Source organism: Polaromonas sp. YR568 (assembly GCF_900116715.1).
Lineage (GTDB): Bacteria > Pseudomonadota > Gammaproteobacteria > Burkholderiales > Burkholderiaceae_C > Polaromonas.
Genome location: NZ_FPBM01000003.1, coordinates 289,468 through 312,463 on the forward strand (window position 1 = coordinate 289,468; position 22,996 = coordinate 312,463).

At 63.3% G+C, this 22,996-nt stretch carries 20 protein-coding genes; 8 read left to right on the forward strand and 12 right to left on the reverse strand.

The window, feature by feature from the left end:
* Positions 1 to 73: 73 nt before the first annotated feature.
* The 11 genes from clsB to BM408_RS08890 all read right to left on the reverse strand — a co-directional run bounded on the left by clsB (position 74) and on the right by BM408_RS08890 (position 13,691).
* Positions 74 to 1,300: a cardiolipin synthase ClsB gene (clsB, locus tag BM408_RS08840; RefSeq protein ID WP_092129070.1), complete on the reverse strand. Its 1,227-nt coding sequence runs from the start codon at positions 1,298 to 1,300 to the stop codon at positions 74 to 76.
* Positions 1,301 to 1,436: 136 nt separating this feature from the next.
* Entirely contained in the window at positions 1,437 to 1,883 is a 447-nt protein-coding gene (nudB, locus tag BM408_RS08845) for a dihydroneopterin triphosphate diphosphatase (RefSeq protein ID WP_092129072.1), read from the reverse strand.
* A gap of 33 nt (positions 1,884 to 1,916) precedes the next feature.
* Positions 1,917 to 3,722, reverse strand: a complete 1,806-nt coding sequence (gene aspS, locus BM408_RS08850) for an aspartate--tRNA ligase (RefSeq protein ID WP_092129075.1) — start codon at positions 3,720 to 3,722, stop codon at positions 1,917 to 1,919.
* Positions 3,723 to 3,776: 54 nt separating this feature from the next.
* Positions 3,777 to 4,406, reverse strand: a complete 630-nt coding sequence (locus tag BM408_RS08855; RefSeq protein ID WP_092129077.1) for a DUF502 domain-containing protein — start codon at positions 4,404 to 4,406, stop codon at positions 3,777 to 3,779.
* Entirely contained in the window at positions 4,406 to 4,762 is a 357-nt protein-coding gene (locus BM408_RS08860) for an FmdB family zinc ribbon protein (protein ID WP_092129079.1), read from the reverse strand. Before BM408_RS08860 ends, BM408_RS08855 begins: the two co-directional genes overlap by 1 nt.
* A 133-nt stretch (positions 4,763 to 4,895) precedes the next feature.
* Positions 4,896 to 6,449 carry a ubiquinone biosynthesis regulatory protein kinase UbiB gene (gene ubiB, locus BM408_RS08865; protein WP_092129081.1) on the reverse strand — a complete coding sequence of 518 codons (1,554 nt, stop codon included), beginning with the start codon at positions 6,447 to 6,449 and terminating at the stop codon, positions 4,896 to 4,898.
* Entirely contained in the window at positions 6,446 to 7,063 is a 618-nt protein-coding gene (locus BM408_RS08870; RefSeq protein WP_092129083.1) for a hypothetical protein, read from the reverse strand. The genes ubiB and BM408_RS08870 overlap by 4 nt, the downstream gene beginning before the upstream one ends.
* A gap of 245 nt (positions 7,064 to 7,308) precedes the next feature.
* Positions 7,309 to 8,325: a Tim44 domain-containing protein gene (locus BM408_RS08875; protein WP_092129085.1), complete on the reverse strand. Its 1,017-nt coding sequence runs from the start codon at positions 8,323 to 8,325 to the stop codon at positions 7,309 to 7,311.
* A gap of 64 nt (positions 8,326 to 8,389) precedes the next feature.
* The gene (ubiE, locus tag BM408_RS08880) at positions 8,390 to 9,121 is read right to left on the reverse strand and encodes a bifunctional demethylmenaquinone methyltransferase/2-methoxy-6-polyprenyl-1,4-benzoquinol methylase UbiE (protein WP_092129087.1); all 732 of its coding nucleotides are present in this window, start codon (positions 9,119 to 9,121) and stop codon (positions 8,390 to 8,392) included.
* Between the two features lie 167 nt (positions 9,122 to 9,288).
* Entirely contained in the window at positions 9,289 to 9,702 is a 414-nt protein-coding gene (locus tag BM408_RS08885; protein ID WP_092129089.1) for a gamma-butyrobetaine hydroxylase family protein, read from the reverse strand.
* A gap of 86 nt (positions 9,703 to 9,788) precedes the next feature.
* Entirely contained in the window at positions 9,789 to 13,691 is a 3,903-nt protein-coding gene (locus tag BM408_RS08890) for a DUF3683 domain-containing protein (protein WP_175541735.1), read from the reverse strand.
* 223 nt (positions 13,692 to 13,914) lie between these two features.
* On the opposite strand from BM408_RS08890, the gene ugpB reads away from it, so the two are divergent.
* The 5 genes from ugpB (at position 13,915) to ugpQ (ending at position 19,055) form a co-directional block, all read left to right on the forward strand.
* On the forward strand, positions 13,915 to 15,228 hold the full coding sequence (gene ugpB / locus BM408_RS08895) for a sn-glycerol-3-phosphate ABC transporter substrate-binding protein UgpB (protein WP_092129091.1): 1,314 nt from the start codon (positions 13,915 to 13,917) through the stop codon (positions 15,226 to 15,228).
* A 145-nt stretch (positions 15,229 to 15,373) separates the two neighbouring features.
* A complete protein-coding gene (gene ugpA, locus BM408_RS08900) occupies positions 15,374 to 16,255 on the forward strand; it encodes a sn-glycerol-3-phosphate ABC transporter permease UgpA (protein WP_092129093.1) in 882 nt (293 codons plus the stop codon).
* A 30-nt stretch (positions 16,256 to 16,285) separates the two neighbouring features.
* Positions 16,286 to 17,137 (forward strand): sn-glycerol-3-phosphate ABC transporter permease UgpE, encoded by an 852-nt coding sequence (gene ugpE / locus BM408_RS08905; RefSeq protein ID WP_092129095.1) that lies wholly within the window; start codon positions 16,286 to 16,288, stop codon positions 17,135 to 17,137.
* A 109-nt stretch (positions 17,138 to 17,246) separates the two neighbouring features.
* Positions 17,247 to 18,266: a sn-glycerol-3-phosphate import ATP-binding protein UgpC gene (locus tag BM408_RS08910; protein ID WP_092129097.1), complete on the forward strand. Its 1,020-nt coding sequence runs from the start codon at positions 17,247 to 17,249 to the stop codon at positions 18,264 to 18,266.
* A 36-nt stretch (positions 18,267 to 18,302) separates the two neighbouring features.
* Positions 18,303 to 19,055 carry a glycerophosphodiester phosphodiesterase gene (gene ugpQ, locus BM408_RS08915; RefSeq protein WP_092129099.1) on the forward strand — a complete coding sequence of 251 codons (753 nt, stop codon included), beginning with the start codon at positions 18,303 to 18,305 and terminating at the stop codon, positions 19,053 to 19,055.
* Positions 19,056 to 19,069: 14 nt separating this feature from the next.
* On the opposite strand, the gene BM408_RS08920 is transcribed toward ugpQ, so the two are convergent.
* Positions 19,070 to 19,360 (reverse strand): hypothetical protein, encoded by a 291-nt coding sequence (locus BM408_RS08920; RefSeq protein ID WP_092129101.1) that lies wholly within the window; start codon positions 19,358 to 19,360, stop codon positions 19,070 to 19,072.
* A gap of 148 nt (positions 19,361 to 19,508) precedes the next feature.
* Here BM408_RS08920 and hemA point away from each other — a divergent pair, with 148 nt between their 5' ends.
* The 3 genes from hemA (at position 19,509) to prmC (ending at position 22,922) form a co-directional block, all read left to right on the forward strand.
* Positions 19,509 to 20,798, forward strand: a complete 1,290-nt coding sequence (gene hemA, locus BM408_RS08925) for a glutamyl-tRNA reductase (RefSeq protein WP_092129103.1) — start codon at positions 19,509 to 19,511, stop codon at positions 20,796 to 20,798.
* Between the two features lie 121 nt (positions 20,799 to 20,919).
* The gene (gene prfA / locus BM408_RS08930) at positions 20,920 to 22,041 is read left to right on the forward strand and encodes a peptide chain release factor 1 (RefSeq protein ID WP_092129520.1); all 1,122 of its coding nucleotides are present in this window, start codon (positions 20,920 to 20,922) and stop codon (positions 22,039 to 22,041) included.
* A 14-nt stretch (positions 22,042 to 22,055) separates the two neighbouring features.
* Positions 22,056 to 22,922, forward strand: a complete 867-nt coding sequence (gene prmC / locus BM408_RS08935) for a peptide chain release factor N(5)-glutamine methyltransferase (RefSeq protein WP_092129104.1) — start codon at positions 22,056 to 22,058, stop codon at positions 22,920 to 22,922.
* The last annotated feature ends 74 nt before the right edge of the window (positions 22,923 to 22,996 follow it).

The window sequence follows — 22,996 nt, forward strand, 5'->3', positions numbered from 1 at the left end:
CAGAGGTTTTGGCCTCCGGCCCTTTCTTTATGTGCGCAAGCAGCTATCAAATCTATAGCGATTTCCAGGCGCCTCAGTACCGCTGCCCCGCCACCAGCAGCGCCAGCCGCACCAGGGCATAGGCCACCCAGCCCTGCAGGCGCTGGAGGATGGGCCGGTGGCTATGGGCGGCAGGATCCATGCGCCGCCCCTGGCTCACCATGGCCTCGCGCAAAATGCCCGCCAGCCGACCGGCAAAAGCCTTATCTTCCACCACCACATTGGCCTCGCGCGCCAGCAGCAGGCTTAGCGGGTCCAGGTTGGAAGAGCCCACGGTGGCCCAATGTCCGTCGACCACCGCGACCTTGGCATGCAGAAAGCCGGCCTCGTACTCATGAATCTCCACGCCCGCTGCCAGCAACGCGCCATACACGGGCCGTGCGGCGTGGTATTGCATGAAATACTCGTAGCGCCCCTGCAGCAGCAAGGTCACGCGCACGCCTCGTTTGGCGGCTCCGATGAGGGCGCGCCGCAGCTTGCCGCCGGGAAGGAAGTAGGCGTTGGCAATGATGATTTCCTGGTGCGCCTTGCCGATGGCCTTGCGGTAGGCGCGCTCGATGCTGCTGCGATTGCGCAGGTTGTCGCGCAGGATCAGCGCCGCCTTGGGGCCGGCGGCGCCGGCGCCATTGGTCGCGGCCAGGGGCGTGGCGCCGGTGCGGCCGCCATAGCCCGCCGCCTTGAACTTCTCCCACGCGGCGGCCATGTGGCGCTGCCGCGCGCTGTAGCCGGCCTGTACGCGCCACCACAGCAGCGCCATGGCGTCGGCCGCCTCCACGGCCAGCGGGCCGGTCACCGTCACGGCAAAGTCGACGCGCGGCGCCTGCAGCTCGCCGTAGTTGGGGTCGTAAAAATCGTCGAGCACATTGATGCCGCCGCAAAACAGCGTGTGCTGGTCCACCACACAGAGCTTGCGGTGCAGCCTGCGCCAGCGTTCGGGCACCAGCAGGCCCAGGCCGGCCAGGCCCGTGCCCAGGGGTGAGTAGACGAACCAGTCGACTTTGGCGGCCTCGAATTGCTCGCGCCACTTTGCCGGCAAAGGGCTGGTGCCTATGCCGTCCACCAGCACCTGCACTGTTACGCCGCGCCCGGCGGCGCGCACCAAAGCCTCGGCCACCTCCGCACCGGCGCCGTGAAAGTCAAAAATATAGGTTTCCAGCTGAATCCAGGTGTGCGCCGCATCAAGCGCCTTGACGAGCGCCGGGAAAAAATCCCGCCCGCCCTGAAGCAACTGCAACGCACCGGACTTGTGGAGTGGAAACATGGCCGGTGGCTTTTTTCCTGGAAGTGGGGAGAGTTGGCGGGAAGGTCTATTCCATTTAAACCGACTGCCCGGTGTTTGCCAATCCAGTGAGACGCTAAACACACAAAGTGTTGCGCCTCTGCTCTGTGCCTGTGGCTCAGGTGACGAATCTTGGCAAGAGAAGAACCGCCTCGGCATTCGAGGGTGAAAAGCAGATATCGGCGGCCGCGTGGTACGGCAGCCATTGCGACGCGGTGTGTTCTCTGGGGTTGAGCTTCACGTCGCACACCTGGGGCAGGCAAAGGCTGAAGACGTGCTCGGTGTTGCGGGTGATGCCGGGCGCATAACGATGGCGCCAGACCGGGTAGATCTCGTAGACATTCGAGAGTCCCCAATCGAGGAACTGCCCGGGTGTCGCATCAATACCGGTTTCCTCCAGCACTTCGCGCACTGCCGTTTGCAGCAGGGGCTCGTCCGCTGTGTCTTTGGAGCCAGTGACGCTTTGCCAGAAACCGGGGTTATCGGCGCGCTCGATCAGCAGCACATCGAGCTGCGGTGTGTGGATGACGACCAGCACGGATTCGGGGATCTTGAAAGCTTTCAAGGTGTCCCCGTGGCTGGTGATTCCAGCGCCTGTTCAGGCGGGTTGCGGGTTGCGCAGGCGGATGTGCAGTTCGCGCAGCTGTTTCTCGTCGACCGGGCTTGGCGCATGCGTGAGCAAGTCCTGGGCGCGCTGCGTCTTGGGGAAAGCAATCACGTCGCGAATCGATTCGGCGCCCGTCATCATGGTGACGATGCGGTCCAGGCCAAAGGCCAGGCCGCCGTGCGGAGGCGCGCCGTATTGCAATGCGTCCAGCAGGAAGCCGAATTTTTGCTGGGCTTCTTCAGGCCCGATCTTCAGCGCGCTGAACACCTTGCTCTGCACTTCGGCGCGGTGGATACGAACCGAGCCGCCGCCCAGTTCCCAGCCGTTGAGCACCATGTCGTAAGCCTTGGCAATGCAGCGGCCCGGGTCGGTGTCCATCCAGTCTTCGTGCCCGTCCTTGGGCGCGGTGAAGGGGTGGTGCACGGCGCTCCAGCGCTGGCCGTCTTCGTCGAACTCGAACATCGGGAAGTCGACCACCCACAATGGCTTCCAGCCCTTGGTGAAGAGGCCGGTCTTCTTGCCGAAGTCGCTGTGGCCGATCTTCAGGCGCAATGCGCCAATGCTGTCGTTGACGATCTTGGCTTTGTCGGCGCCGAAGAAAATGATGTCGCCGTTTTGCGCGCCGGTGCGCTTGAGGATTTCAGCGATGGCCGCGTCGTGGATGTTCTTGACGATGGGGCTCTGCAGGCCGTCGCGGCCCTTGCTCACGTCGTTGACCTTGATCCAGGCCAGGCCCTTGGCGCCGTAGATCTTGACGAACTCGGTGTAGCCGTCGATCTCGCCGCGGCTCATCTCGGAGCCGCCGGGCACGCGCAGGGCGACCACACGGCCGCCAGCGGTGGTAGCCGGGGTGCTGAAGACCTTGAAGTCCACCGTCGCCATGACCTCGGTCAGCTCGGTGAACTCCAGATTCACGCGCAGGTCGGGCTTGTCGGAGCCGAAGCGGTGCATCGCGTCGGCATAGGCCATGACGGGGAACTCGCCCAGGTCGGTGTTCAGCACGGTCTTGAAGATGTTGCTGATCATGCCCTGGAACATGTCGCGGATATCCTGCTCGGCCATGAAGGACGTCTCGATATCGATCTGCGTGAATTCAGGTTGGCGGTCGGCGCGCAGGTCTTCGTCGCGGAAGCACTTGGTGATCTGGTAGTAGCGGTCAAAGCCGGCCACCATGAGCAACTGCTTGAACAGCTGCGGGCTTTGCGGCAGCGCGAAGAACATGCCTTCGTTGACGCGGCTGGGCACCAGGTAGTCGCGCGCGCCTTCGGGCGTGCTCTTGGTCAGCATCGGGGTTTCGATGTCGATGAAGCCGTTGGCGTCCAGGAACTTGCGCGTTTCCATCGCCACGCGGTAACGCAGCATCAGGTTGTTCTGCATGTAGGGGCGGCGCAGGTCCAGCACGCGGTGCGTGAGGCGCGTCGTCTCCGACAGGTTGTCGTCGTCGAGCTGGAACGGCGGCGTGACGCTGGGGTTGAGCACGATCAGCTCGTGGCACAGCACTTCGACCTTGCCGCTCTTGAGGTTGTCGTTGGTCGTGCCTTCAGGGCGGGCGCGCACCACGCCTTTGACCTGCACGCAGAATTCGTTGCGCACGCCTTCGGCGGTCTTGAACATGTCGGCGCGGTCCGGGTCGCAGACCACCTGCACATAACCTTCGCGATCGCGCAGGTCGATGAAGATGACGCCGCCGTGGTCGCGCCGGCGATTGACCCAGCCGCACAGGCTCACGGTTTGGCCCATGAGGGCCTCGGTCACCAGACCGCAATAGTTGGAACGCATTTGGGAAACGATGGCCATAAAAATACTCGGACTTTCAGCGCCTCACGCGCGGGGGGTTTGCAGTTTCGCTGTTTAAAGGGGTGGGGTCAGGGGCGGGGTGGCCGTTTTGGCGGGCACCACAACACCCATCGAAATCACATAGGTCAAGGCTTCATCGACACTCATCCGGAGTTCAATGCACTCGCTTTTCTTGAGCATGACGAAGTAGCCGCCGGTTGGGTTGGGCGTGGTCGGCACATAGACGCTCAGGTACTCACCTTGCAGATGGTTGACCACGTCGCCGCCGGGCGTGCCCGTCAGGAAGCCGATGGTCCAGACGCCTTCACGCGGCCATTGCACCAGCAGGGCCTTGCGAAAGGCGTTGCCGTTTTCCGCAAACACGGTGTCGGACACCTGCTTCACGCTCGAATAAATGGAGCGGACGATGGGAATGCGGCTCAGGAAAGAGTTGCCCCAGCGAACCAGTTTTTTGCCGAAGAAGTTGCTGGCGATGGCGCCCATCAGCATCACGATCAGCAGCGTGAGCAGCACGCCGAAGCCGGGGATATGAAAGCCCAGCAGCTTGTCGGGGTGCCAGGAGCCCGGCAGGATCAGCAGCGTCTGGTCCAGCGTGCCGACGATCCAGTCCAGCACCCACAGCGTGATCGCCAGGGGCACCAGCACCAGCAGTCCGGCCAGAAGCCATCGGCGAATGGAAGCCATCACGAGGAGGTCTTGGAAGAAGTGTCGCTGCCCGACGCCTTGGCAGGTGCGGCCGGCGCGGGGGCGGAAGCGGGGGCAGGAGAAGGGGCTGCCGCGGCCGTGCCGCTGTCGGCCGGCTTGCTGGCGCCCGATTCAGCGCCGTCGGTCTTGGGGGCGGGCACGCCTGTGCTGTTGCCGCCGCGAAAATCCGTCACATACCAGCCGGAACCCTTGAGCTGGAAGCCCGCGGCCGTGACCTGCTTTTTAAACGCGGGCTCGCCGCATTGCGGGCACACCGTGAGAGGCGCATCCGATATCTTTTGCAGAACGTCCTTGGCATGCCCGCAGGACTCGCATTTGTAGGCGTAGATTGGCATAGTGCTTAAGGGTGGGGCCGTCCCGAGACAATTTCGGGACATTCCCGGAAAAATCCCGGGGATATTTGCCTGGAAAAGGCTTCCAGATGCAAAGCCTTCAATTATAGGCCGTTGGGGGCCCTCCCCGGCGGCTTTAGAAGAGCCGGACCCGCAGCAGGATCTGCATCGCGATCAGGCCCAAAAGAAAGCCCAAACCGCCGTAAATCAGGCCCTGGAGCAGCTTGTTGGTGCGTTTTTGCTCGTGCAGCAGTTCCTCAAGCTCCCGGCGATTGATGCCGGGGGGCGATTTCAGGTACTGCGACAGCAAGCGCGGCAGGCCGGGCAGCAGTTTGGCATAGGCTGGGGCCTCGGCCTTGAGTTGGGCCATCAGCTTTTCGGGGCCCACCTGCTCCAGCATCCACTTTTCGAGGAAAGGCTTGGCGGTGCTCCAGAGGTCCAGGTCGGGGTCCAGCTCGCGGCCCAGGCCCTCGATGTTCAGCAGGGTTTTCTGCAGCAGCACCAGTTGGGGCTGGATTTCAACGTGGAAACGGCGCGAGGTCTGGAACAGGCGCATCAGCACCAGACCCAGGGAAATCTCCCTCAGAGGCCGGTCGAAATAGGGTTCGCAGCAGGCGCGGATAGCGGCTTCCAGCTCGTCGACCCGTGTTTCGGGCGGGACCCAACCGGATTCGAGGTGCAACTCGGCCACCCGCTTGTAGTCGCGCTGGAAGAAAGCGCTGAAGTTCTGCGCCAGGTATTCCTTGTCGACCTCGGTCAGGGTGCCCACGATCCCGAAATCCAGCGAGATGTAGCGGCCAAAAGTCTCCGGCGCCAGGCTGACCTGGATGTTGCCCGGGTGCATGTCGGCATGGAAGAAGCCGTCGCGGAACACCTGGGTGAAGAAGATGGTGACGCCATCGCGCGCCAGTTTCTTCATGTCGACACCGGCATCACGCAGGCGCTGCGCCTGGCTGATGGGAACGCCTTTCATGCGCTCCATCACCATGACGTCGGGCATGCAGAAGTCCCAGACCATCTCGGGAATCATCACCAGGTCGAGGTTTTGCATATTGCGGCGCAGCTGGGCAGCATTGGCCGCCTCGCGCAGCAGGTCCAGCTCGTCGTGCAGGTATTTGTCGAATTCGGCCACCACCTCACGGGGCTTGAGGCGCTTGCCGTCGGCCGAGGCGCCCTCGACCCAGCCGGCCATCATGTGCATCAGCGCCAGGTCTTTTTCGATGGCGGGCAGCATATTGGGCCGCAGCACCTTGACGGCGACTTCGCGGCCATTCGGCAAGGTGGCAAAGTGCACCTGGGCAATCGAGGCGCTGGCGACCGGCGTTTGCTCAAAGCTCGCAAAAATGCGATCCAGCGGCCGGCCGAAGGCTTTTTCGATGATGGCGACGGCGATTGCGGAATCAAATGGCGGCACGCGGTCCTGCAGGCGCGCCAGCTCGTCGGCGATATCGGGCGGCAGCAGGTCGCGCCGGGTCGACATCACCTGGCCGAACTTCACAAAAATCGGCCCCAGGCTTTCCAGCGCTTCACGCAGGCGTTCGCCGCGCGGCGCCTTCAGGTTGCGACCGACAGAAACGATGCGCGTCAGCAGGCGTATCCAGGGACGCTGGAAGCTGGAAAGCACCAGTTCGTCCAGTCCGAACCGCAGCACGGTCCAGACGATAAAAATGCCTCGAAAGAGTCGGGTCATGCAGGGGCCTTCGCAGGCGCGGCGCCCTCAGCTGTTGTCGCTGCGGGCGCCGGCGGGCTGGTCACCGCGGAGGACGAAGAGAAAGAAGAGGCCGAGGGCGCCAAGGGTGTCCGGGCCAGAAACTGCTTGAGCCCTTCAAACAGCTTGCGGCCAACGTCGGCCACCGCATGGGCGGGTGCGTCGCCGATCAGGCGGGAGAGATCTTCTTCCGCATCCCAGCGCAGGTTTTCGGCCAGCCAGCCGAGTTCGGCCGCCAGTTGCACGTCACCCTCGATCTTCACCGGTGGCGGCTTGCCTGCCAGGACGGACTGCAAGGCGACCAGTGGCGACTCGGTGGCTACGGCCAGCGAAAGGTCGGGCTTGGCGGAAGGCGATGCACGGTCTACCAGCCCAGCGGGCGTCACGACGAGGGCAATGGAGAAGAGCCCCCATTGGAGGTTCACGACGCGCCCTTTTTGCCGCAGCAGTCGGTCTTGCGCCTGCTTTTCCTGCATCAGCACATGGTTCAGGAACAGCACCAGCCGCTGCTGCCCCTCATCCACCACCCAGGCGGGCGGCTGAAAGCGGGTGGCAATGGATTCCAGGAACGCGAAGGGGGACGTGGTGGTATTCATACGTCTCCTGATTCTAGGCCCCCACAGTCGTTCACTGCGTGTAACTCCTTGCCCCCCAAGGGGGCCGCCCGCCTGCGGCCCGGCAAAGCCGGTTCCGCGGCTCATGCTGGGTTAAGAATTCAGGGCGTAACTAGCGGGAAGGGGAATTCACCAGTGGGGGCCGAGGGTCCGGCTTTGCCGGCCCCAGGCGCCGCCCCCTTTTAAGGGGGGAGCAGGCTACACGAAGTGAGCCTGAACGGGGGTGTTTATTGCAGTGCCTGTACGCCGGCCACCAGCCAGCCGCTGCCGCCGTTGCGGGGCTTGGTCATGTTCCAGACTTCGCGGAAGGGGCTGGCGCCTGCGGAGGCGTCTTCGCGGATCATGCCGGAGAACTCGACGCTGGCCATGTAGACGTCGCTCAGCTCTTCAATGCCGAGCAGCTGGGCGTTCAGCATCACGACTTCGGTCTTGTTGACCTGGCCGCCGGTGTGGGACTCGCGGTCCGCCAGCTGGGTCTTGATCTGCTCGAGCATGTCGTCGGTCATCATGGCGCGCAGGCTCTGGATGTCGGAGCGGTCCCAGGCGTCCTGCAGCGTCACGAAGTTGGCTTTGCTGGCCTTGAGGAAGCCTTCGGCGTCAAAGCCTGCCGGAACACCCCAAGACTGCGAACCCAGCAGGGCCGAGCCGATCATGGAGCCACCCGCAGGGGCGGCAGCATCGTATTTGTTGGAGTCAAACGCCATGCTGCTGCGCTCCCAGGGGCGCGCGGATGCATCGTTGCCGACGTTTTCAGGGCTGTAGTTCTTGGGGGTGGTCGCATTGCCCGCACCCTGAAAGGCAAAGGGTGTTTGCCCGGGCGCGGCGCCTTGCGCGCCAGGCGCGCCGCCCTTGAGCTTGCGCATGATGAAGCCGATCACCACCATGACCACCAGCGCCAGCAAGGCGAACATGATGATCTGGCCGAAAGCACCGCCCAGGCCCAGCGAAGAAGCCAGCCAGGCCAGGCCCAGGCCTGCGGCCAGGCCGCCCAGCATGGCGCCCCAGGGTTTCTTGGGCGCAACAGGCGCCGGCGTTGCTGCGGGCGCTGCCGGCTTGGCGGCGGAATTCGAATTGGCCGCGGAGTTGGCGCCGCCTGGCGCGGCCTCGCGTTGTGTGACGTTGGACGACTGTTTACCGAACGACTTGCCGCCACCCAGGCGCTTGGCCTCGGCCGACGTGCCTGCCAGGGCCATGGCTGTCACCAGCACAGCGGAAAGAATTGCGGACCAAATTTTCGTTTTCATATCGTCTCCTTAATCACACTCAACACTTCAATTGCTTAATTCAACAGTTAGTCGCTTCAACGCGTCAGCACTTGATTCCAACATGCAATGCCACTACGCCGCCGGTCATGTTGTGATAGTCCACATGACCGAAACCACCTTTTTGCATCAGGGCTTTAAGCTCGTCCTGGCCCGGATGCATGCGGATCGACTCCGCGAGGTATTGGTAGCTTGAGTCGTCATTGGCCACCAGCTTGCCCAGCCGGGGCAGTACCTTGAAGGAGTACCAGTCGTAAACCTTTTCCAGCGGCTTGGCCACTTTGGAGAACTCCAGCACCAGCAGCTTGCCGCCGGGCTTGAGCACGCGGTTCATTTCGCGCAGCGCGTCTTCCTTGTGCGTCATGTTGCGCAGGCCGAAGGCGACGGTCACGACGTCAAAGCTGGCATCGGGGAATGGCAGGTGTTCGGCGTCGCACACCAGGGTCGGCAGGCTGACGCCGGCATCCAGCAGGCGGTTGCGGCCTTCGCGCAGCATGGCTTCGTTGATGTCGGTGTGGACCACGCGCCCGGTGCTGCCCACCTTGGGGGCAAAGGCCAGCGCCAGGTCGCCGGTGCCGCCGGCGATGTCCAGCACCTGGTAGCCCTCTTTGACATTGGCCACCAGCACGGTGTAGGCCTTCCAGGCGCGGTGCAGGCCCATGGACATCAGGTCGTTCATCACGTCGTACTTGGGGGCGACGGAGTCGAACACCCCGCGCACGCGGCGTGCCTTGTCCTGCTCGTCGACGGATTCAAAACCGAAATGGGTGCTGCTCATGCATCAATGCTAGAGGGCAAAGACGCGATTGCTCTCGACAACCCTGAGCAGACACGGGGCATTGCGGGCTTATTGCCTGCTTTTATGCTGGAAAAACAACAGTGGCGCGATAAGGGTGAGAACGGCTTTTAACCGCGGGGAGCAAGGACTTCGCGCAGCTCGCCGAATCAGTGGTTGCCGCAGGCGTGGCCGCCGGGCGCCACCATGGGCGCGTCGCGGTCGACGCCGGCCGCCTGCAGGCGCCGCTGGTACTCGTCCCAGAGCTGGGCCTGGTCGGCGCCCAGCTTGTAGAGGTAGTCCCACGAGAAGATTCCGCTGTCGTGGCCATCGGAAAACACCGGTTTGACCGCGTAGTTGCCTATGGGCTCGAGCTCCACCACATTCACCTCGCGTTTGCCGGTTTGCAAAATTTCCTGGCCCGGGCCGTGGCCCTGCACCTCGGCAGACGGCGAGTAGATGCGCATGAGTTCAAACGGAATCCGGAACCCGGCGCCGTCGGAAAACGCGATTTCAAGGACGCGCGACTGGCTGTGGACCGTCAGCGCGGTGGGGGTGGGTGAACCGGGTTGAAGGCCTGCCATGGGGAATCGCTTTCAAAAAAAGGCTGAATGGATCAGCGCTTGAGGTTTTGGCAATAAGCCCGTTGACATCAAGACCGGAAGTTGCCTCAGACCAGCACCCGCTCGATGCCGCCATGGTTGGCCGCCTCGACATACGTTGGCAGCCACTCCTTGCCCAGGATCTGGTTGGCCATTTCCACGACGATGTAGTCCGCCTCGAGCAGGCCGTTTTGCAGGTCGTCGCCGTAGCGGGAGAGCCCTTGCAGGCAGCTCGGGCAGCTGGTCAGGATCTTGATGTTGCCGCTTTCGGCAACCGCGCCCGATGCCCGCAACACGGCCTCACCCTTGCGAAGTTCTTCTTCCTTGCGAAAGCGGATCTGCGTCGAGATATCGGGCCGGGTGACGCCCAAGGTGCCCGATTCACCGCAGCAGCGGTCGTTCTTGAGCACGTTGTCGCCCATCAGCGCCTTGACGGTCTTCATCGGCTCCTGCAGCTTCATCGGGCTGTGGCAGGGGTCGTGGTAAAGGTAGCCCGCACCCGGTTGGTCGGTGCGCAGGGTGATGCCTTTTTCGAGCAGGTATTCGTGGATGTCGATGATGCGGCAGCCCGGGAATATCTTGTCGAATTCGTAGCCCTGCAGCTGGTCGTAGCAGGTGCCGCAGCTCACCACCACCGTCTTGATGTCCAGGTAGTTCAGCGTGTTGGCCACGCGGTGGAACAGCACCCGGTTGTCGGTGATGATTTTCTCGGCCTTGTCGAACTGCCCGCTGCCGCGCTGCGGATAGCCGCAGCACAAATAGCCAGGCGGCAACACGGTCTGCACACCCGCATGCCAGAGCATGGCCTGCGTGGCCAGGCCCACCTGGCTGAACAGGCGCTCGGAGCCGCAGCCGGGGAAATAGAACACGGCCTCGGTTTCGGACGTAGTGCTCTTGGGGTTGCGGATGATGGGGACGTAGTCCTTGTCCTCGATGTCCAGCAGCGCACGCGCGGTCTTCTTGGGCAGGCCGCCCGGCATCTTCTTGTTGATGAAGTGAATGACCTGCTCTTTCACAGGCGCCCTGCCGACGGTGGCTGGCGGTAGCGCCGTCTGCTTGCGCGCCAGCCGGCGCATCAGGTCGTTGGCCAAGCGCTGGGCCTTGAAGCCCACATCCACCATGGCGCCGCGCATGAACTTGATGGTCTGGGGGCTGGTGGCGTTCAGGAAGATCATGGCCGCAGCATTGCCGGGCCGGAAGGACTTCTGCCCCATTTTGCGCAGCAGGTTGCGCATGTTCATCGAGACTTCGCCGAAGTCGATGTCCACCGGGCAAGGTGTGAGGCACTTGTGGCAGACCGTGCAGTGGTCGGCCACGTCTTCAAACTCTTCCCAGTGCTTGATGCTCACGCCGCGCCGGGTCTGCTCTTCGTAGAGGAATGCCTCCACCAGCAGCGAGGTGGCCAGGATCTTGTTACGCGGGCTGTACAGCAGGTTGGCACGCGGCACGTGGGTGGCGCACACCGGTTTGCATTTGCCGCAGCGCAGGCAGTCTTTCACGCTGTCGGCAATGGCGCCGATGTCGGACTGCTGCATGATCAGCGACTCGTGCCCCATCAGGCCGAAGCTGGGCGTGTAGGCGTTGGTCAAATCCGCCTGCAGACCGCGTCCTTCGTGCGTAAGGCGCTCCGGATTTCGGAGCAGTTTGCCCTTGTTGAAGCGCCCTTCCGGGTCGACCTTCTGCTTGTATTCGGTAAAGGGCCGCAGCTCTTCGTCGGTCAAAAACTCCAGCTTGGTGATGCCGATGCCGTGTTCGCCGGAGATCACGCCGTCCAGCGAGCGGGCCAGCACCATGATGCGGGCCACCGCCACATGCGCGGTTTGCAGCATCTCGTAGTCGTCGCTGTTGACGGGCAGGTTGGTGTGCACATTGCCGTCGCCGGCGTGCATGTGCAGCGCCGCCCAGACACGGCCCTTGAGCACGCGCTTGTGGATGGCATTGCACTCTTCCAGAATCGGCAAAAACGCGCCGCCCGAGAAAATCGCCTGGAGCCGGGCACGGATATCGGTTTTCCAGCTGGCGCGCAGCGAGTGGTCCTGCAGTTGCGGAAACAGCGTTGCCACACCCGACAGCCAGCCGACCCAGCGCGTGCGCACCTCGGCCACCAGCGCGAGCGCCTGGCCCACACGGTCTTCCAGCAGCTCGGCCGAAGGGATCTCATTGGCGTCGTCCGACTTGCCCAGAGGCAGGTTGCCTTTGAGGAAAAAAGCCTCCAGCTCGTCGCACAGCTTGATCTTGTTGGCCAGGCTGAGCTCGATGTTGATCTGCTCGATGCCGTCGGTGTACTCGGCCATGCGGGGCAGCGGAATCACCACGTCTTCATTGATCTTGAAGGCGTTGGTGTGTTTGGAAATCGCGGCGGTGCGTTTGCGGTCCAGCCAGAACTTCTTGCGGGCGTCCGGGCTGATGGCGATAAAGCCTTCGCCGTGGCGCGAGTTGGCAATGCGCACCACTTCCGACGTGGCACGCGCCACGGCATCGGCGTCGTCGCCGGCAATGTCGCCAAACAGCACCATCTTCGGCAGGCCGCCGTGCTTTTTCGACTTGGTCGCGTAGCCCACCGCCTTCAGGTAGCGGTCGTCCAGATGCTCCAGCCCCGCCAGGATGGCGCCGCCTCGCTTTTGCTCGGCGAACATGAAGTCCTTGATCTCGACGATGCTGGGCACCGCGTCCTTGGCATTGCCGAAGAACTCCAGGCAAACCGTGCGGGTGTGCGCCGGCATGCGGTGCACGATCCAGCGTGCGCTGGTGATCAGGCCGTCGCAGCCTTCTTTCTGGATGCCGGGCAAGCCGCTCAGGAACTTGTCGGTGACGTCTTTGCCCAGGCCTTCCTTGCGGAAAGTCTTGCCGGGAATATCCAGCCGCTCGGTGCGAATGGGCGTTTTGCCGTCGGCTTCGAAATACTGCAGCTCGAAGCTGGCCATCTCTGCGTCATGGATCTTGCCCAGGTTGTGGCCCACGCGCGTGACTTCCAGCCACTGCGCCTGGGGCGTGACCATGCGCCAGGAAGCGAGGTTGTCCAGCGCAGTGCCCCATAGCACGGCTTTTTTGCCGCCCGCATTCATCGCGATGTTGCCGCCTATGCAGGAGGCCTCGGCAGAGGTCGGGTCGACCGCGAAGACGAAACCGCCACGCTCGGCGGCATCGGCCACACGCTGGGTGACCACACCGGCTTCGGTCCACACGGTGGCGACGGGTTTTTCAACACCGGGCAGCGAGACCATTTCGACCTCGGTCATGGCCTCAAGTTTCTCGGTATTGATAACAGCCGACTTCCAGGTGAGCGGAATCGCCCCGCCGGTGTAGCCGGTGCCGCCGCCGCGCGGAACAATCGTCAGGCCCAGCTCGATGCAGGCCTTCACCAAACCGGCCATTTCAGCCTCGGTGTCGGGTGTGAGGACCACAAAGGGATATTCGACGCGCCAGTCGGTCGCATCGGTGACGTGCGACACCCTGGAGAGGCCGTCGAACTTGATGTTGTCCTTGAGGGTCAGCTTGCGCAATTTGCGCTCGGTCAGGCGGCGCAGGTCGTACATCTCGCTGAAGGAGGTGTAGAAACGGGCGACGGCGCCCCGGGCGGCATCGAGCAACTCGCCCACGATGGCGTCGCGCTGCTGGTCTGCATCCGGCGTGCGGCGTTTTTCCACCTCAGTCAGGCGGTGCTGCAAGGCATCAACCAGCAGCTTGCGCCGCTTGGGGTTGTCCAGCAGGTCGTCCTGCAAATAGGGGTTGCGCTGCACGACCCAGACATCGCCCAGCACTTCATACAGCATGCGCGCGGAGCGGCCGGTGCGGCGCTCGTCGCGCAGGCGGTTCAGCAGGTCCCAGGCCCGCTCGCCGAGCAGGCGGATGACCACTTCGCGGTCGGAAAACGAGGTGTAGTTGTACGGAATCTCGCGGATGCGGGCTTCGCCGGCCTTTGCGTCACCGGCAAAGACGTTGAGTTCTTGAAGTGTAGTAGGGGCGTTCATCGTGAAAAGCCAGCGGCTTCGGACCTGTGTCCAGCGCTGTTGCCCTATATTACCGCAGCGCACCATTTGGAGCGCCCCGGGGGCGTGAGTCGTAAGTGCCCTTATGGAAACCCCGCTTGTCGGCGGTGGCCCAAATCGCTTAAATCGGTCTGTCACAAACAGTTTTTAGACTGTCCCGTTTAACTTGACGCGCCACGAGCACGTCCAATTCCCAGGAGTTTTGATGAAAAACCGTCTTTCCGCGTTCGCTTTTGCGGCCCTCGGCCTGTGCGCGCCTTTGGCCAGCCAGGCCCAGACCGAGATCCAGTGGTGGCACTCCATGACGGCTGTCAACAGCGAATGGGTCAACGACCTGGCCAAGCAGTTCAACGAAAGCCAGAAGGACTACAAGATCGTCCCCGTCTACAAGGGCTCCTACGACGAATCCATGACCGCCGCCATCGCGGCCTTCCGCGCCGGCAACGCACCCCACGTCCTGCAGGTGTTTGAAGTCGGTACCGCCACGATGCAGGCCAGCAAGGGCGCGATCGTTCCGGTCGGCAAGGTCATGCAGGACGCCGGTGAAAAATTCGACCCGAAAGCCTACATCCCCGCGGTGGCCGGCTACTACACCGCACCGAACGGCCAGATGCTGAGCTTCCCGTTCAACAGCTCCACCACCGTCTTCTATTTCAACAAGGACGCGTTCAAGGCGGCCGGCCTGCCGACCGACAAGGCGCCCGTCACCTGGCCTGAAGTCGTCAACGCCGCCGCCAAACTGAAGGCCTCCGGCCACAAGTGCCCCTTCACGACGGCCTGGCAGAACTGGACGCAGGTAGAAAGCTTCTCGGCCTGGCACAACGTTGAATTCGCCACCAAGGCCAACGGCCTGCAAGGCATGGATGCGCGCCTGAAGGTGGATTCGCCGCTGCACGTGCGCCACATCGAAAACCTGGCCAACATGGCCAAGCAGGGCCTCTTTGTCTACAAAGGCCGCGGCAATGTGCCGGAAGCCAGCTTTGTGTCGGGCGAGTGCGCCATGATCAACACCTCGTCGGGCTTTTACGGCAACGTGGCCAAGAATGCCAAGTTCGCCTACGGCCTGGCTCCGCTGCCTTACTACCAGGATGTTCCCGGCGCACCGCAGAACACGGTGATCGGCGGCGCCAGCCTCTGGGTCATGTCGGGCAAAAAGCCGGAAGAATACAAGGGCGTGGCCAAGTTCTTCAGCTTCATCTCCACACCTGAAGTGCAGTCGGCCAGCCACAAGCGCACCGGCTACCTGCCTGTGACGATGGCCTCCTACGACCTGACCGAAAAATCCGGCTTCTACAAACAGAATCCGGGCACCGACGTCGCGGTCACGCAGATGATTCGCAAGGTCACCGACAAGAGCCGCGGCATCCGCCTGGGCAACTATGTCCAGATCCGTGCGATTGAGGACGAAGAACTCGAGCAGGTCTGGAACGGCAAGAAGTCGGCCAAGGAAGCCCTGGACGCCATCGTCAAGCGCGGCAACGAGCAGCTTGAGCGCTTCCAGAAAGCAAACAAGAACTGATCACGCAAGAGACAGAGCGAGCCCGCATGGCGGGCTAAACTCGGCCCGCCCCGCCCTTTCTCCTTCGCCGGGGAAGGCCGGGCGGGTTTTTAGGTTTTAGCACCCGCCAGTTTTTGGCCACTGAATTTGCCCCACTGAAGACCCTATGGAAAAACGCGTTGTCTTTCGATCCAGCTGGCTGCCCTGGCTGCTGCTGCTGCCGCAAATGGCGGTCATCCTGGTGTTCTTCTTCTGGCCGGCGGCGCAGGCCCTGCTGCAGTCGCTGCAGCAGCAAGACCCTTTCGGCACCTCCGTCGAATTTGTCGGCCTGGCCAACTTCAGGCAACTGCTGGAGGACCCGAGCTATGTGGAGTCCTTCAAGACGACCGCATTTTTCTCGGTGATGGTGGCGGGCATCGGCATCAGCCTGTCGCTGGTGCTGGCTGTGTTTGCCGATCGCATCGTGCGCGGCGGCATGTTCTACAAAACCATGCTGGTGCTGCCCTACGCCGTGGCGCCGGCTGTCGCGGCCGTGCTGTGGGTGTTCATGTTTTCGCCTTCGCTGGGCGTGGTGGCCTATGCGCTGGGCAAGATAGGCATCAACTGGAACCACCTGCTTGACTCAGGCCACGCCATGACGCTGATTGTGATGGCCTCGGTGTGGAAGCAGATTTCCTACAACTTCCTGTTCTTCCTGGCGGGCCTGCAGTCGATCCCCAAATCGCTGATCGAAGCCGCCGCGATTGACGGCGCAAGGCCATGGCGCCGGTTCTGGACCATCCAGTTCCCGCTGCTGTCGCCCACCACATTCTTCCTGCTGGTCATCAATGTGGTCTATGCCTTCTTCGATACCTTTGCCATCGTCGACGCCGCCACACAGGGCGGGCCCGGCAAGGACACGGCCATCCTGGTCTACAAGGTGTATTACGACGGCTTCAAGGCCATGGACCTGGGTGGCTCGGCTGCACAGTCGGCGGTGCTGATGGTGATCGTGGTGGCGCTGACCGTCATTCAATTTCGCTACGTCGAGAAGAAAGTCCAATACTGATGAAAACGAAAACTACGACGGGAGCCTTCCATGGTTGAGAAACGAGGAACCCACGGCATTCTTGCCCACGTGATCGTGATCCTGGGCGTCTTTATCGTCGCCTTCCCGCTTTACCTGGCCTTTGTGGCGTCTACCCACACCGCGCAGGAGATCGTGCAGGCCCCCATGCCCCTGCTGCCGGGCACCAACATGATCGACAGCTACAAGGCGGCGCTGTTTGGGCGCGAATCGGCGGCCGGCTCCAATGCACCCGTGGCGCACATGATGTGGGTCAGCTTCGTCACGGCGATGGTGATCGCCATCGGCAAGATCACCATCTCGCTGCTGTCGGCCTTTGCCATCGTGTACTTCCGCTTCCCGTTCAAGAAGACCTGCTTCTGGGCCATCTTCATCACGCTGATGCTGCCGGTGGAGGTGCGCATTTTGCCCACCTACAAGGTGCTGTCGGACCTGAACATGCTCAACACCTATGCGGGCCTGACGGTGCCGCTGATCGCCTCGGCGACGGCGACCTTTTTGTTCCGCCAGTTCTTTCTGACGGTGCCCGACGAGCTGACCGAAGCGTCACGCATGGACGGCGCCAGCCCCATGCGGTTTTTCTTTGACGTGCTGCTGCCGCTGTCCAAAACCTCGATTGCGGCGCTCTTTGTCATCCAGTTCATCTACGGCTGGAACCAGTACCTCTGGCCGCTGCTGGCCACCACCAGTGAAGACATGTACCCGGTGGTCGTGGGCATCAAACGCATGATCGCCGGCGGCGACGGCCAGAACGAATGGAATGTGGTCATGGCGACCGCGATTCTGGCCATGCTGCCGCCCGCCCTGGTGGTGGTGCTGATGCAGAAATGGTTCGTCAAGGGCCTGGTCGATACCGAGAAATGATCCTCCCCCGAAGCGCCTTCGGCGCCTCCCCCCAGAGGGCGCCACCAGCGGCCCGGCAAAGCCGGTTCTGCGGCGTCCGCTTGAATTAAATCCAACACAGGTTATCTCAATGGCTTCACTCCAATTCAACAATGTCATCAAGCGCTACGGCTCCGGCAAGGACGCGCTGCAGGTGCTGCACGGCGTGAACGCCGAAATCAACGACCACGAGTTCATCGTCATCGTCGGGCCCTCCGGTTGCGGCAAATCCACCCTGCTGCGCATGGTGGCCGGGCTGGAGGAAGTCAGCGACGGGCAGATCTCCATCGGCGGCAAGGTCGTCAATGAGCTGGAACCCTCCGAGCGCGACATTGCCATGGTGTTTCAGAACTATGCCCTTTACCCGCACATGAGCGTCTTCGACAACATGGCCTACGGCCTGAAGATCGCCAAGGTGCCCAAGGACGAGATCAAGACGCGCGTGGACAAGGCAGCGAAGATCCTGGAGCTGGGCCACCTGCTGGACCGCAAGCCCCGCGCGCTCTCGGGCGGGCAGCGCCAGCGCGTGGCCATGGGCCGCGCCATCGTGCGCCAGCCGCAGGTGTTTTTGTTTGACGAGCCGCTGTCCAACCTGGACGCCAAGCTGCGTGTGCAGACGCGCCTGGAGATCCAGAAGCTGCACCGCGAACTCGGCATCACCTCGCTTTTCGTGACCCACGACCAGGTCGAAGCCATGACGCTGGCGCAGCGCATGATGGTGATGAATGCCGGCCGCATGGAGCAGTTCGGCACGCCCGAAGAGGTCTATAACCGGCCCGCCACCACCTTTGTGGCGAGTTTTATGGGCTCGCCACCGATGAACCTGCTGAAGCAGGCGCCGAACGCCGACTTTGGTGGCAAGCCCGGCGCCATCCTCGGCATACGGCCCGAACACCTGACGGTGGGCGCCACCGGCTGGCCGGTGCAGGTCGAGACGATTGAGATGCTGGGCGCGGAGCGGCTGGTGTACTGCCGCATGGGCGGCGAAGCCATCATCGTACGCACCGACGAAAGCCTGTCGACGGCGCCCGAAATCGGCGCAACCATCCATGTCACGCCACGCGCCGATCGCCTGCACTGGTTTGACGCGGAAACAGGCAAACGTCTTTAAGTGCCCGGCCCTCCCCTCCATTGGCCCTGACAACCCATGACAAATCCCGTTACTGCCACCAATTGGCCCTACCCGCGCTGGGTGGCGCACCGCGGCGCCGGCAAGCTGGCGCCTGAAAACACCCTGGCCTCCTTCATGCTGGGCGCCAGCCACGGCTACCGCATGTTTGAGTGCGACGTGAAGCTCAGCGCCGATGGCATTCCCTTTTTGCTGCACGACGCCACGCTGGAGCGCACCAGCAACGGCAAAGGCGTGGCCGGCGAATTGAGCTGGGAGGCGCTGGCAAAGCTCGACGCGGGCGGCTGGCATTCGCCGGCTTTTGCCGCGGAAAGCCTGCCCAGCTTTGAGCGCATTGCGCGCTTTTGCCTGGACAAAGGCTACTTCCTGAACATCGAGATCAAGCCCACGCCGGGTGTAGAGACCCGCACCGGCACCGTGGTGGCCAACGAAGCGGCCCGGCTGTGGCAAGGTACGGCCATACCGCCGCTGCTCACCTCTTTTCAGCCTGCTTCGCTGGAAGCCGCCAAAAGCGCCCAGCCCCAGTTGCCGCGCGGCCTGCTGCTCGACGAACTTCATGCCAACTGGCTGGAAACAGCGGCGGGCCTGGGCTGCGTCGCCATCGTCTGCAACCACAAGCTCTGGAATGCGGATACGGTGGCCCAGGCCAAAAAAGCCGGGTTCAAACTGCTGAGTTACACGGTGAATGATGAGGTGAATGTCCAGCGGCTGCTGGCGCTCGGCACCGACGGGATCATCACGGACCGGGTCGATATCTTCAAACCCGATTAGGGCTTACCAGGGTTTCAGGCCCGCCAGGCGCCCAGCAAAACCCATTGGCAGACCGCAGCGCCCGCCACCATCGCGGCATAGGTCAGCATCTTCCCGTCATGGCCGAAGAACACCAGCCCGGCCGCCAGCACCACCACGTTCGCTACAAAAACAATAGCTGCTTGCGCATACCAGCTATAGGCTAAAGGCCTTTTTGAGCCGAAAAAACCGCCAAAAACCCGGCTGACAGCCACCAGCAGCAGCGCAAGGGCAGCGGCCGGCAGGACAAGATTGAGCAGGTGGTTGGCCAGCAGGTAGAAGGTCATGAAAAGGCCATGCGCGTGTGGGTGGTCAAAAGCTCGCCGGGCGCCAAAGGAGCCCCTGAAGAGCCCCAAAACAGGCCTCAAAAAGGGCTATGAGGGCGATTGTCAGGCCTTCTTACCGGCCCGGGCGCTTCAATTTTATAATCGGAGGATGTCAGTCTGGGCCCTTGGGCTAAACCATAACACCGCACCGCTCGATTTGCGCGGCCGGTTTGCCTACGCCCTGGACCAGGTCGAGCCCACTTTGCGTGCCCTGCGCGCGTCGCTGGCGCGCCAGCCCGAGGCCACGCTGCTGTCGACCTGCAACCGCACCGAAATCTACTGCGCCGGCGAAAAAACCGACCTGGACCACACGCTGGACTGGCTGGCGCACAGCGGCGGCGTCTCGCCTGCCCTGCTGCGCTCACATGCCTACACCTTGCAGGGCGACCAGGTGGCCCGCCACGCCTTCCGGGTGGCCAGCGGGCTGGATTCCATGGTGCTGGGCGAGCCGCAAATCCTGGGCCAGATGAAAGACGCCGTGCGTGCCGCCGAAGACGCCGGCGCGATGGGCACCACCTTGCACCAGCTCTTTCAGCGCTCTTTTGCCGTGGCCAAGGAAGTGCGCAGCAGCACCGAAATCGGCGCGCACAGCATCAGCATGGCGGCAGCCAGCGTGCGGCTGGCCGGCCAGCTGTTTGAAGATTTAAGCGACATCAAGGTGCTGTTTGTCGGCGCCGGCGAGATGATCGACCTGGCGGCTACCCACTTTGCCGCCAAAAACCCCAAGGCCATGGCGATTGCCAACCGCACCCTGGAGCGCGGCGAAAAACTGGCCGGCCGCTTCGGCGCCGAAGTGATGCGCCTGGCCGACCTGCCCAGCCGCCTGCATGAATTCGACGCGGTGATCAGTTGCACCGCCAGCACGCTGCCCATCATCGGCCTGGGCGCGGTTGAGCGTGCCGTCAAGCTGCGCAAACACCGCCCCATGTTCATGGTCGACCTGGCCGTGCCGCGCGACATCGAGCCCGAAGTCAAGGCCCTGCCCGATATCTACCTCTACACAGTCGACGATCTGGCCCACGTGGTGCAGACCGGCAAAGACAGCCGGCAGGCCGCCGTGGCGCAGGCCGAGGTCATCATCGACGCCGGCGTGCAGAACTTCATGCACTGGCTGGGCCAGCGCCGCAGCGTGCCGCTGATCCAGCAGCTCAATGCGCAGACCGACGAGTGGCGCGCCGTCGAAATCGTGCGGGCCAAGAAGCTGCTGGCCAAGGGTGAGCCCATCGACATCGTGCTGGACGCGCTGACCCGCGGCCTGACCCAGAAAATGCTGCACGGCACCCTGGCCGAATTGCATGCAGGCGACGCCAGCAGCCGCGAAGCCACGGCGCAAGCCGTTTCCCGGCTGTTTCTGCGCGGCCAGTTGCCCAAGATCCAGCCCGAAGACAAAGAGCGTTAGCGGCCGCCGCTGCGCCGTGGCTGCCTTTGCAGCCACCCCCGCTGACGTCTGGCAGCGCCTTCGCCGCCTCGCCGTCGCCTTGAATGCCTTTCGGCTCTTCCCTTTTTGCCTCCCCATTGCCATGAAACCCTTTCTCCGCCAAACCCTGGACCGCCAGCTTCTGCGCCTGCACGAGCTGGACGCCCTGCTGTCCGCCAGCGACGTGGTGAGCGACCTGGACCGCTTTCGCGCCCTGACCCGTGAGCATGCCGAGGCCAGCGTGATCGCCGAGCAGTACACGCGGCTCACCACCCGCGAAGCCGACCTGGCCGGTGCCGAGGGCATGCTGCTGGAAGCCAAAAACGACCCCGAAATGGCCGCCATGGCCGAAGAAGAGATCAGCGCGGCCAAAGCCGATATCGCGCAGATCGACGAAGCCCTGCAGCTGATGTTGATCCCCAAGGATCCGGACGATGCACGGGCGGCCTTTATCGAAATCCGCGCGGGCACGGGCGGCGACGAGTCGGCGCTGTTTGCCGGCGACCTGTGCCGCATGTACACCCGCTTTGCCGAGCGCAACCGCTGGCAGGTGGAGATCATCAGCGAGTCGCCCAGCGAGCTGGGCGGCTACAAGGAAGTGGTGCTGCGTATCGACGGGCCGCTGGATGTGATGGGTGTGGGCGTTTACGGCAAGCTGCGCTTCGAGTCGGGCGGCCACCGCGTGCAACGCGTGCCGGCTACTGAAACGCAGGGCCGCATCCACACCAGCGCCTGCACCGTGGCCGTGCTGCCCGAGCCGGACGAGACCGTCGCCATCCAGATCAACCCGGCCGACCTGCGGATCGACACCTACCGCGCCAGCGGCGCCGGCGGCCAGCACATCAACAAGACCGATTCGGCCGTGCGCATCACGCACTTGCCGACCGGCATCGTCGCCGAATGCCAGGAAGGCCGCAGCCAGCACAGCAACAAGGCCCAGGCGCTCAAGGTGCTGACCGCCCGTATCCACGAAAAAGACCGCTCCGAGCGCGCCGCCAAAGATGCCGCCATGCGCAAGGGCCTGATCGGCAGCGGCGACCGCAGCGACCGCATCCGCACCTACAACTTCCCGCAGGGGCGCCTGACCGACCACCGCATCAACCTGACGCTGTACAAGCTGCTGGCCATCATGGAAGGCGATATGGGCGATGTCGTAACAGCGCTGCAGGTGGCGCGCGGCGCGGAACTGCTGGCGGAGCTGGAGACCGCCAACAACGGGCTCTGAGCGTACTAATTTCGATGAACCCGTCCACGACTTCACCCAGCTGCGCGCAAGCCCTGGCGGCCGCCCAAACCCTGGGGCTGGACCGCCTGGACGCCCAGTTGCTGCTGCTGCATGCGCTCGGCAAGCCCGCTGATGCGCGCGCCTGGCTGCTGGCGCACGACACGGATGTGCTGCCGCCACAAACCGCCGAGGACTTTCGCGCCCTGAGCCTGCGCCGGGCCGCCGGCGAGCCGCTGGCCTATATCGTGGGCAGCAAGGAATTTTTCGGCCTGGCTTTGCAGGTGGACGCCCGCGTGCTGGTGCCGCGGCCCGACACCGAGACGCTGGTGAACTGGGCGCTGGAAGTGTTGCAAAGCCCCGGCATGCTGGCAGCGCCGGAGATTCTGGACCTGGGCACAGGCAGCGGCGCGATTGCGCTGGCCATCGCGCACAGCCTGAAAACGGCTGGCCGCCAAGGTCATGTCGTTGCCGTAGATGCCAGTGCGGGCGCCCTGGACGTAGCCCGGGACAACGCGGCCCGTTTGGGCCTTGACGTGGATTTCGTTCAAAGCCATTGGCTCCAGGAAGTTAGCGAACACTTTCACCTTATCGTCAGCAATCCGCCCTACATCGCGAGCGCAGATCCGCATCTGGACGCACTGACGCATGAGCCGCTGACCGCCTTGGCAGCCGGCCCGGATGGGCTGGACGACATCCGGGCAATCGTGCGGCAGGCACCCGCCAGCCTGCTGCCGGGCGGATGGCTGTTGCTGGAGCACGGCTACGACCAGGCGGTGGCAGTGCGCGAGTTGCTGGTCAGCGGAGGTTTTGAGCAGGTTCAAAGCCGGCAGGATCTGGCCGGCATTGAGCGCTGCTCGGGTGGCTTGTGGCCGGGCGGCTGACGCGGCAGGCCGGGAATCACGCGAAAAACCAAACGGCGGGATAATCAGCCCGTTGAATTCTGGTTTCCAGATTC

Bases quoted from the DNA above. Each gene is read 5' to 3' on its own strand.
- clsB (WP_092129070.1), bottom strand. From the start codon at position 1,300: ATGTTTCCACTCCACAAGTCCGGTGCGTTGCAGTTGCTTCAGGGCGGG.
- aspS (WP_092129075.1), bottom strand. From the start codon at position 3,722: ATGGCCATCGTTTCCCAAATGCGTTCCAACTATTGCGGTCTGGTGACC.
- BM408_RS08855 (WP_092129077.1), bottom strand. From the start codon at position 4,406: ATGGCTTCCATTCGCCGATGGCTTCTGGCCGGACTGCTGGTGCTGGTG.
- BM408_RS08860 (WP_092129079.1), bottom strand. From the start codon at position 4,762: ATGCCAATCTACGCCTACAAATGCGAGTCCTGCGGGCATGCCAAGGAC.
- ubiB (WP_092129081.1), bottom strand. From the start codon at position 6,449: ATGACCCGACTCTTTCGAGGCATTTTTATCGTCTGGACCGTGCTGCGG.
- BM408_RS08870 (WP_092129083.1), bottom strand. From the start codon at position 7,063: ATGAATACCACCACGTCCCCCTTCGCGTTCCTGGAATCCATTGCCACC.
- BM408_RS08875 (WP_092129085.1), bottom strand. From the start codon at position 8,325: ATGAAAACGAAAATTTGGTCCGCAATTCTTTCCGCTGTGCTGGTGACA.
- ubiE (WP_092129087.1), bottom strand. From the start codon at position 9,121: ATGAGCAGCACCCATTTCGGTTTTGAATCCGTCGACGAGCAGGACAAG.
- BM408_RS08885 (WP_092129089.1), bottom strand. From the start codon at position 9,702: ATGGCAGGCCTTCAACCCGGTTCACCCACCCCCACCGCGCTGACGGTC.
- BM408_RS08890 (WP_175541735.1), bottom strand. From the start codon at position 13,691: ATGAACGCCCCTACTACACTTCAAGAACTCAACGTCTTTGCCGGTGAC.
- ugpB (WP_092129091.1), top strand. From the start codon at position 13,915: ATGAAAAACCGTCTTTCCGCGTTCGCTTTTGCGGCCCTCGGCCTGTGC.
- ugpA (WP_092129093.1), top strand. From the start codon at position 15,374: ATGGAAAAACGCGTTGTCTTTCGATCCAGCTGGCTGCCCTGGCTGCTG.
- ugpE (WP_092129095.1), top strand. From the start codon at position 16,286: ATGGTTGAGAAACGAGGAACCCACGGCATTCTTGCCCACGTGATCGTG.
- BM408_RS08910 (WP_092129097.1), top strand. From the start codon at position 17,247: ATGGCTTCACTCCAATTCAACAATGTCATCAAGCGCTACGGCTCCGGC.
- ugpQ (WP_092129099.1), top strand. From the start codon at position 18,303: ATGACAAATCCCGTTACTGCCACCAATTGGCCCTACCCGCGCTGGGTG.
- BM408_RS08920 (WP_092129101.1), bottom strand. From the start codon at position 19,360: ATGACCTTCTACCTGCTGGCCAACCACCTGCTCAATCTTGTCCTGCCG.
- hemA (WP_092129103.1), top strand. From the start codon at position 19,509: ATGTCAGTCTGGGCCCTTGGGCTAAACCATAACACCGCACCGCTCGAT.
- prfA (WP_092129520.1), top strand. From the start codon at position 20,920: ATGAAACCCTTTCTCCGCCAAACCCTGGACCGCCAGCTTCTGCGCCTG.
- prmC (WP_092129104.1), top strand. From the start codon at position 22,056: ATGAACCCGTCCACGACTTCACCCAGCTGCGCGCAAGCCCTGGCGGCC.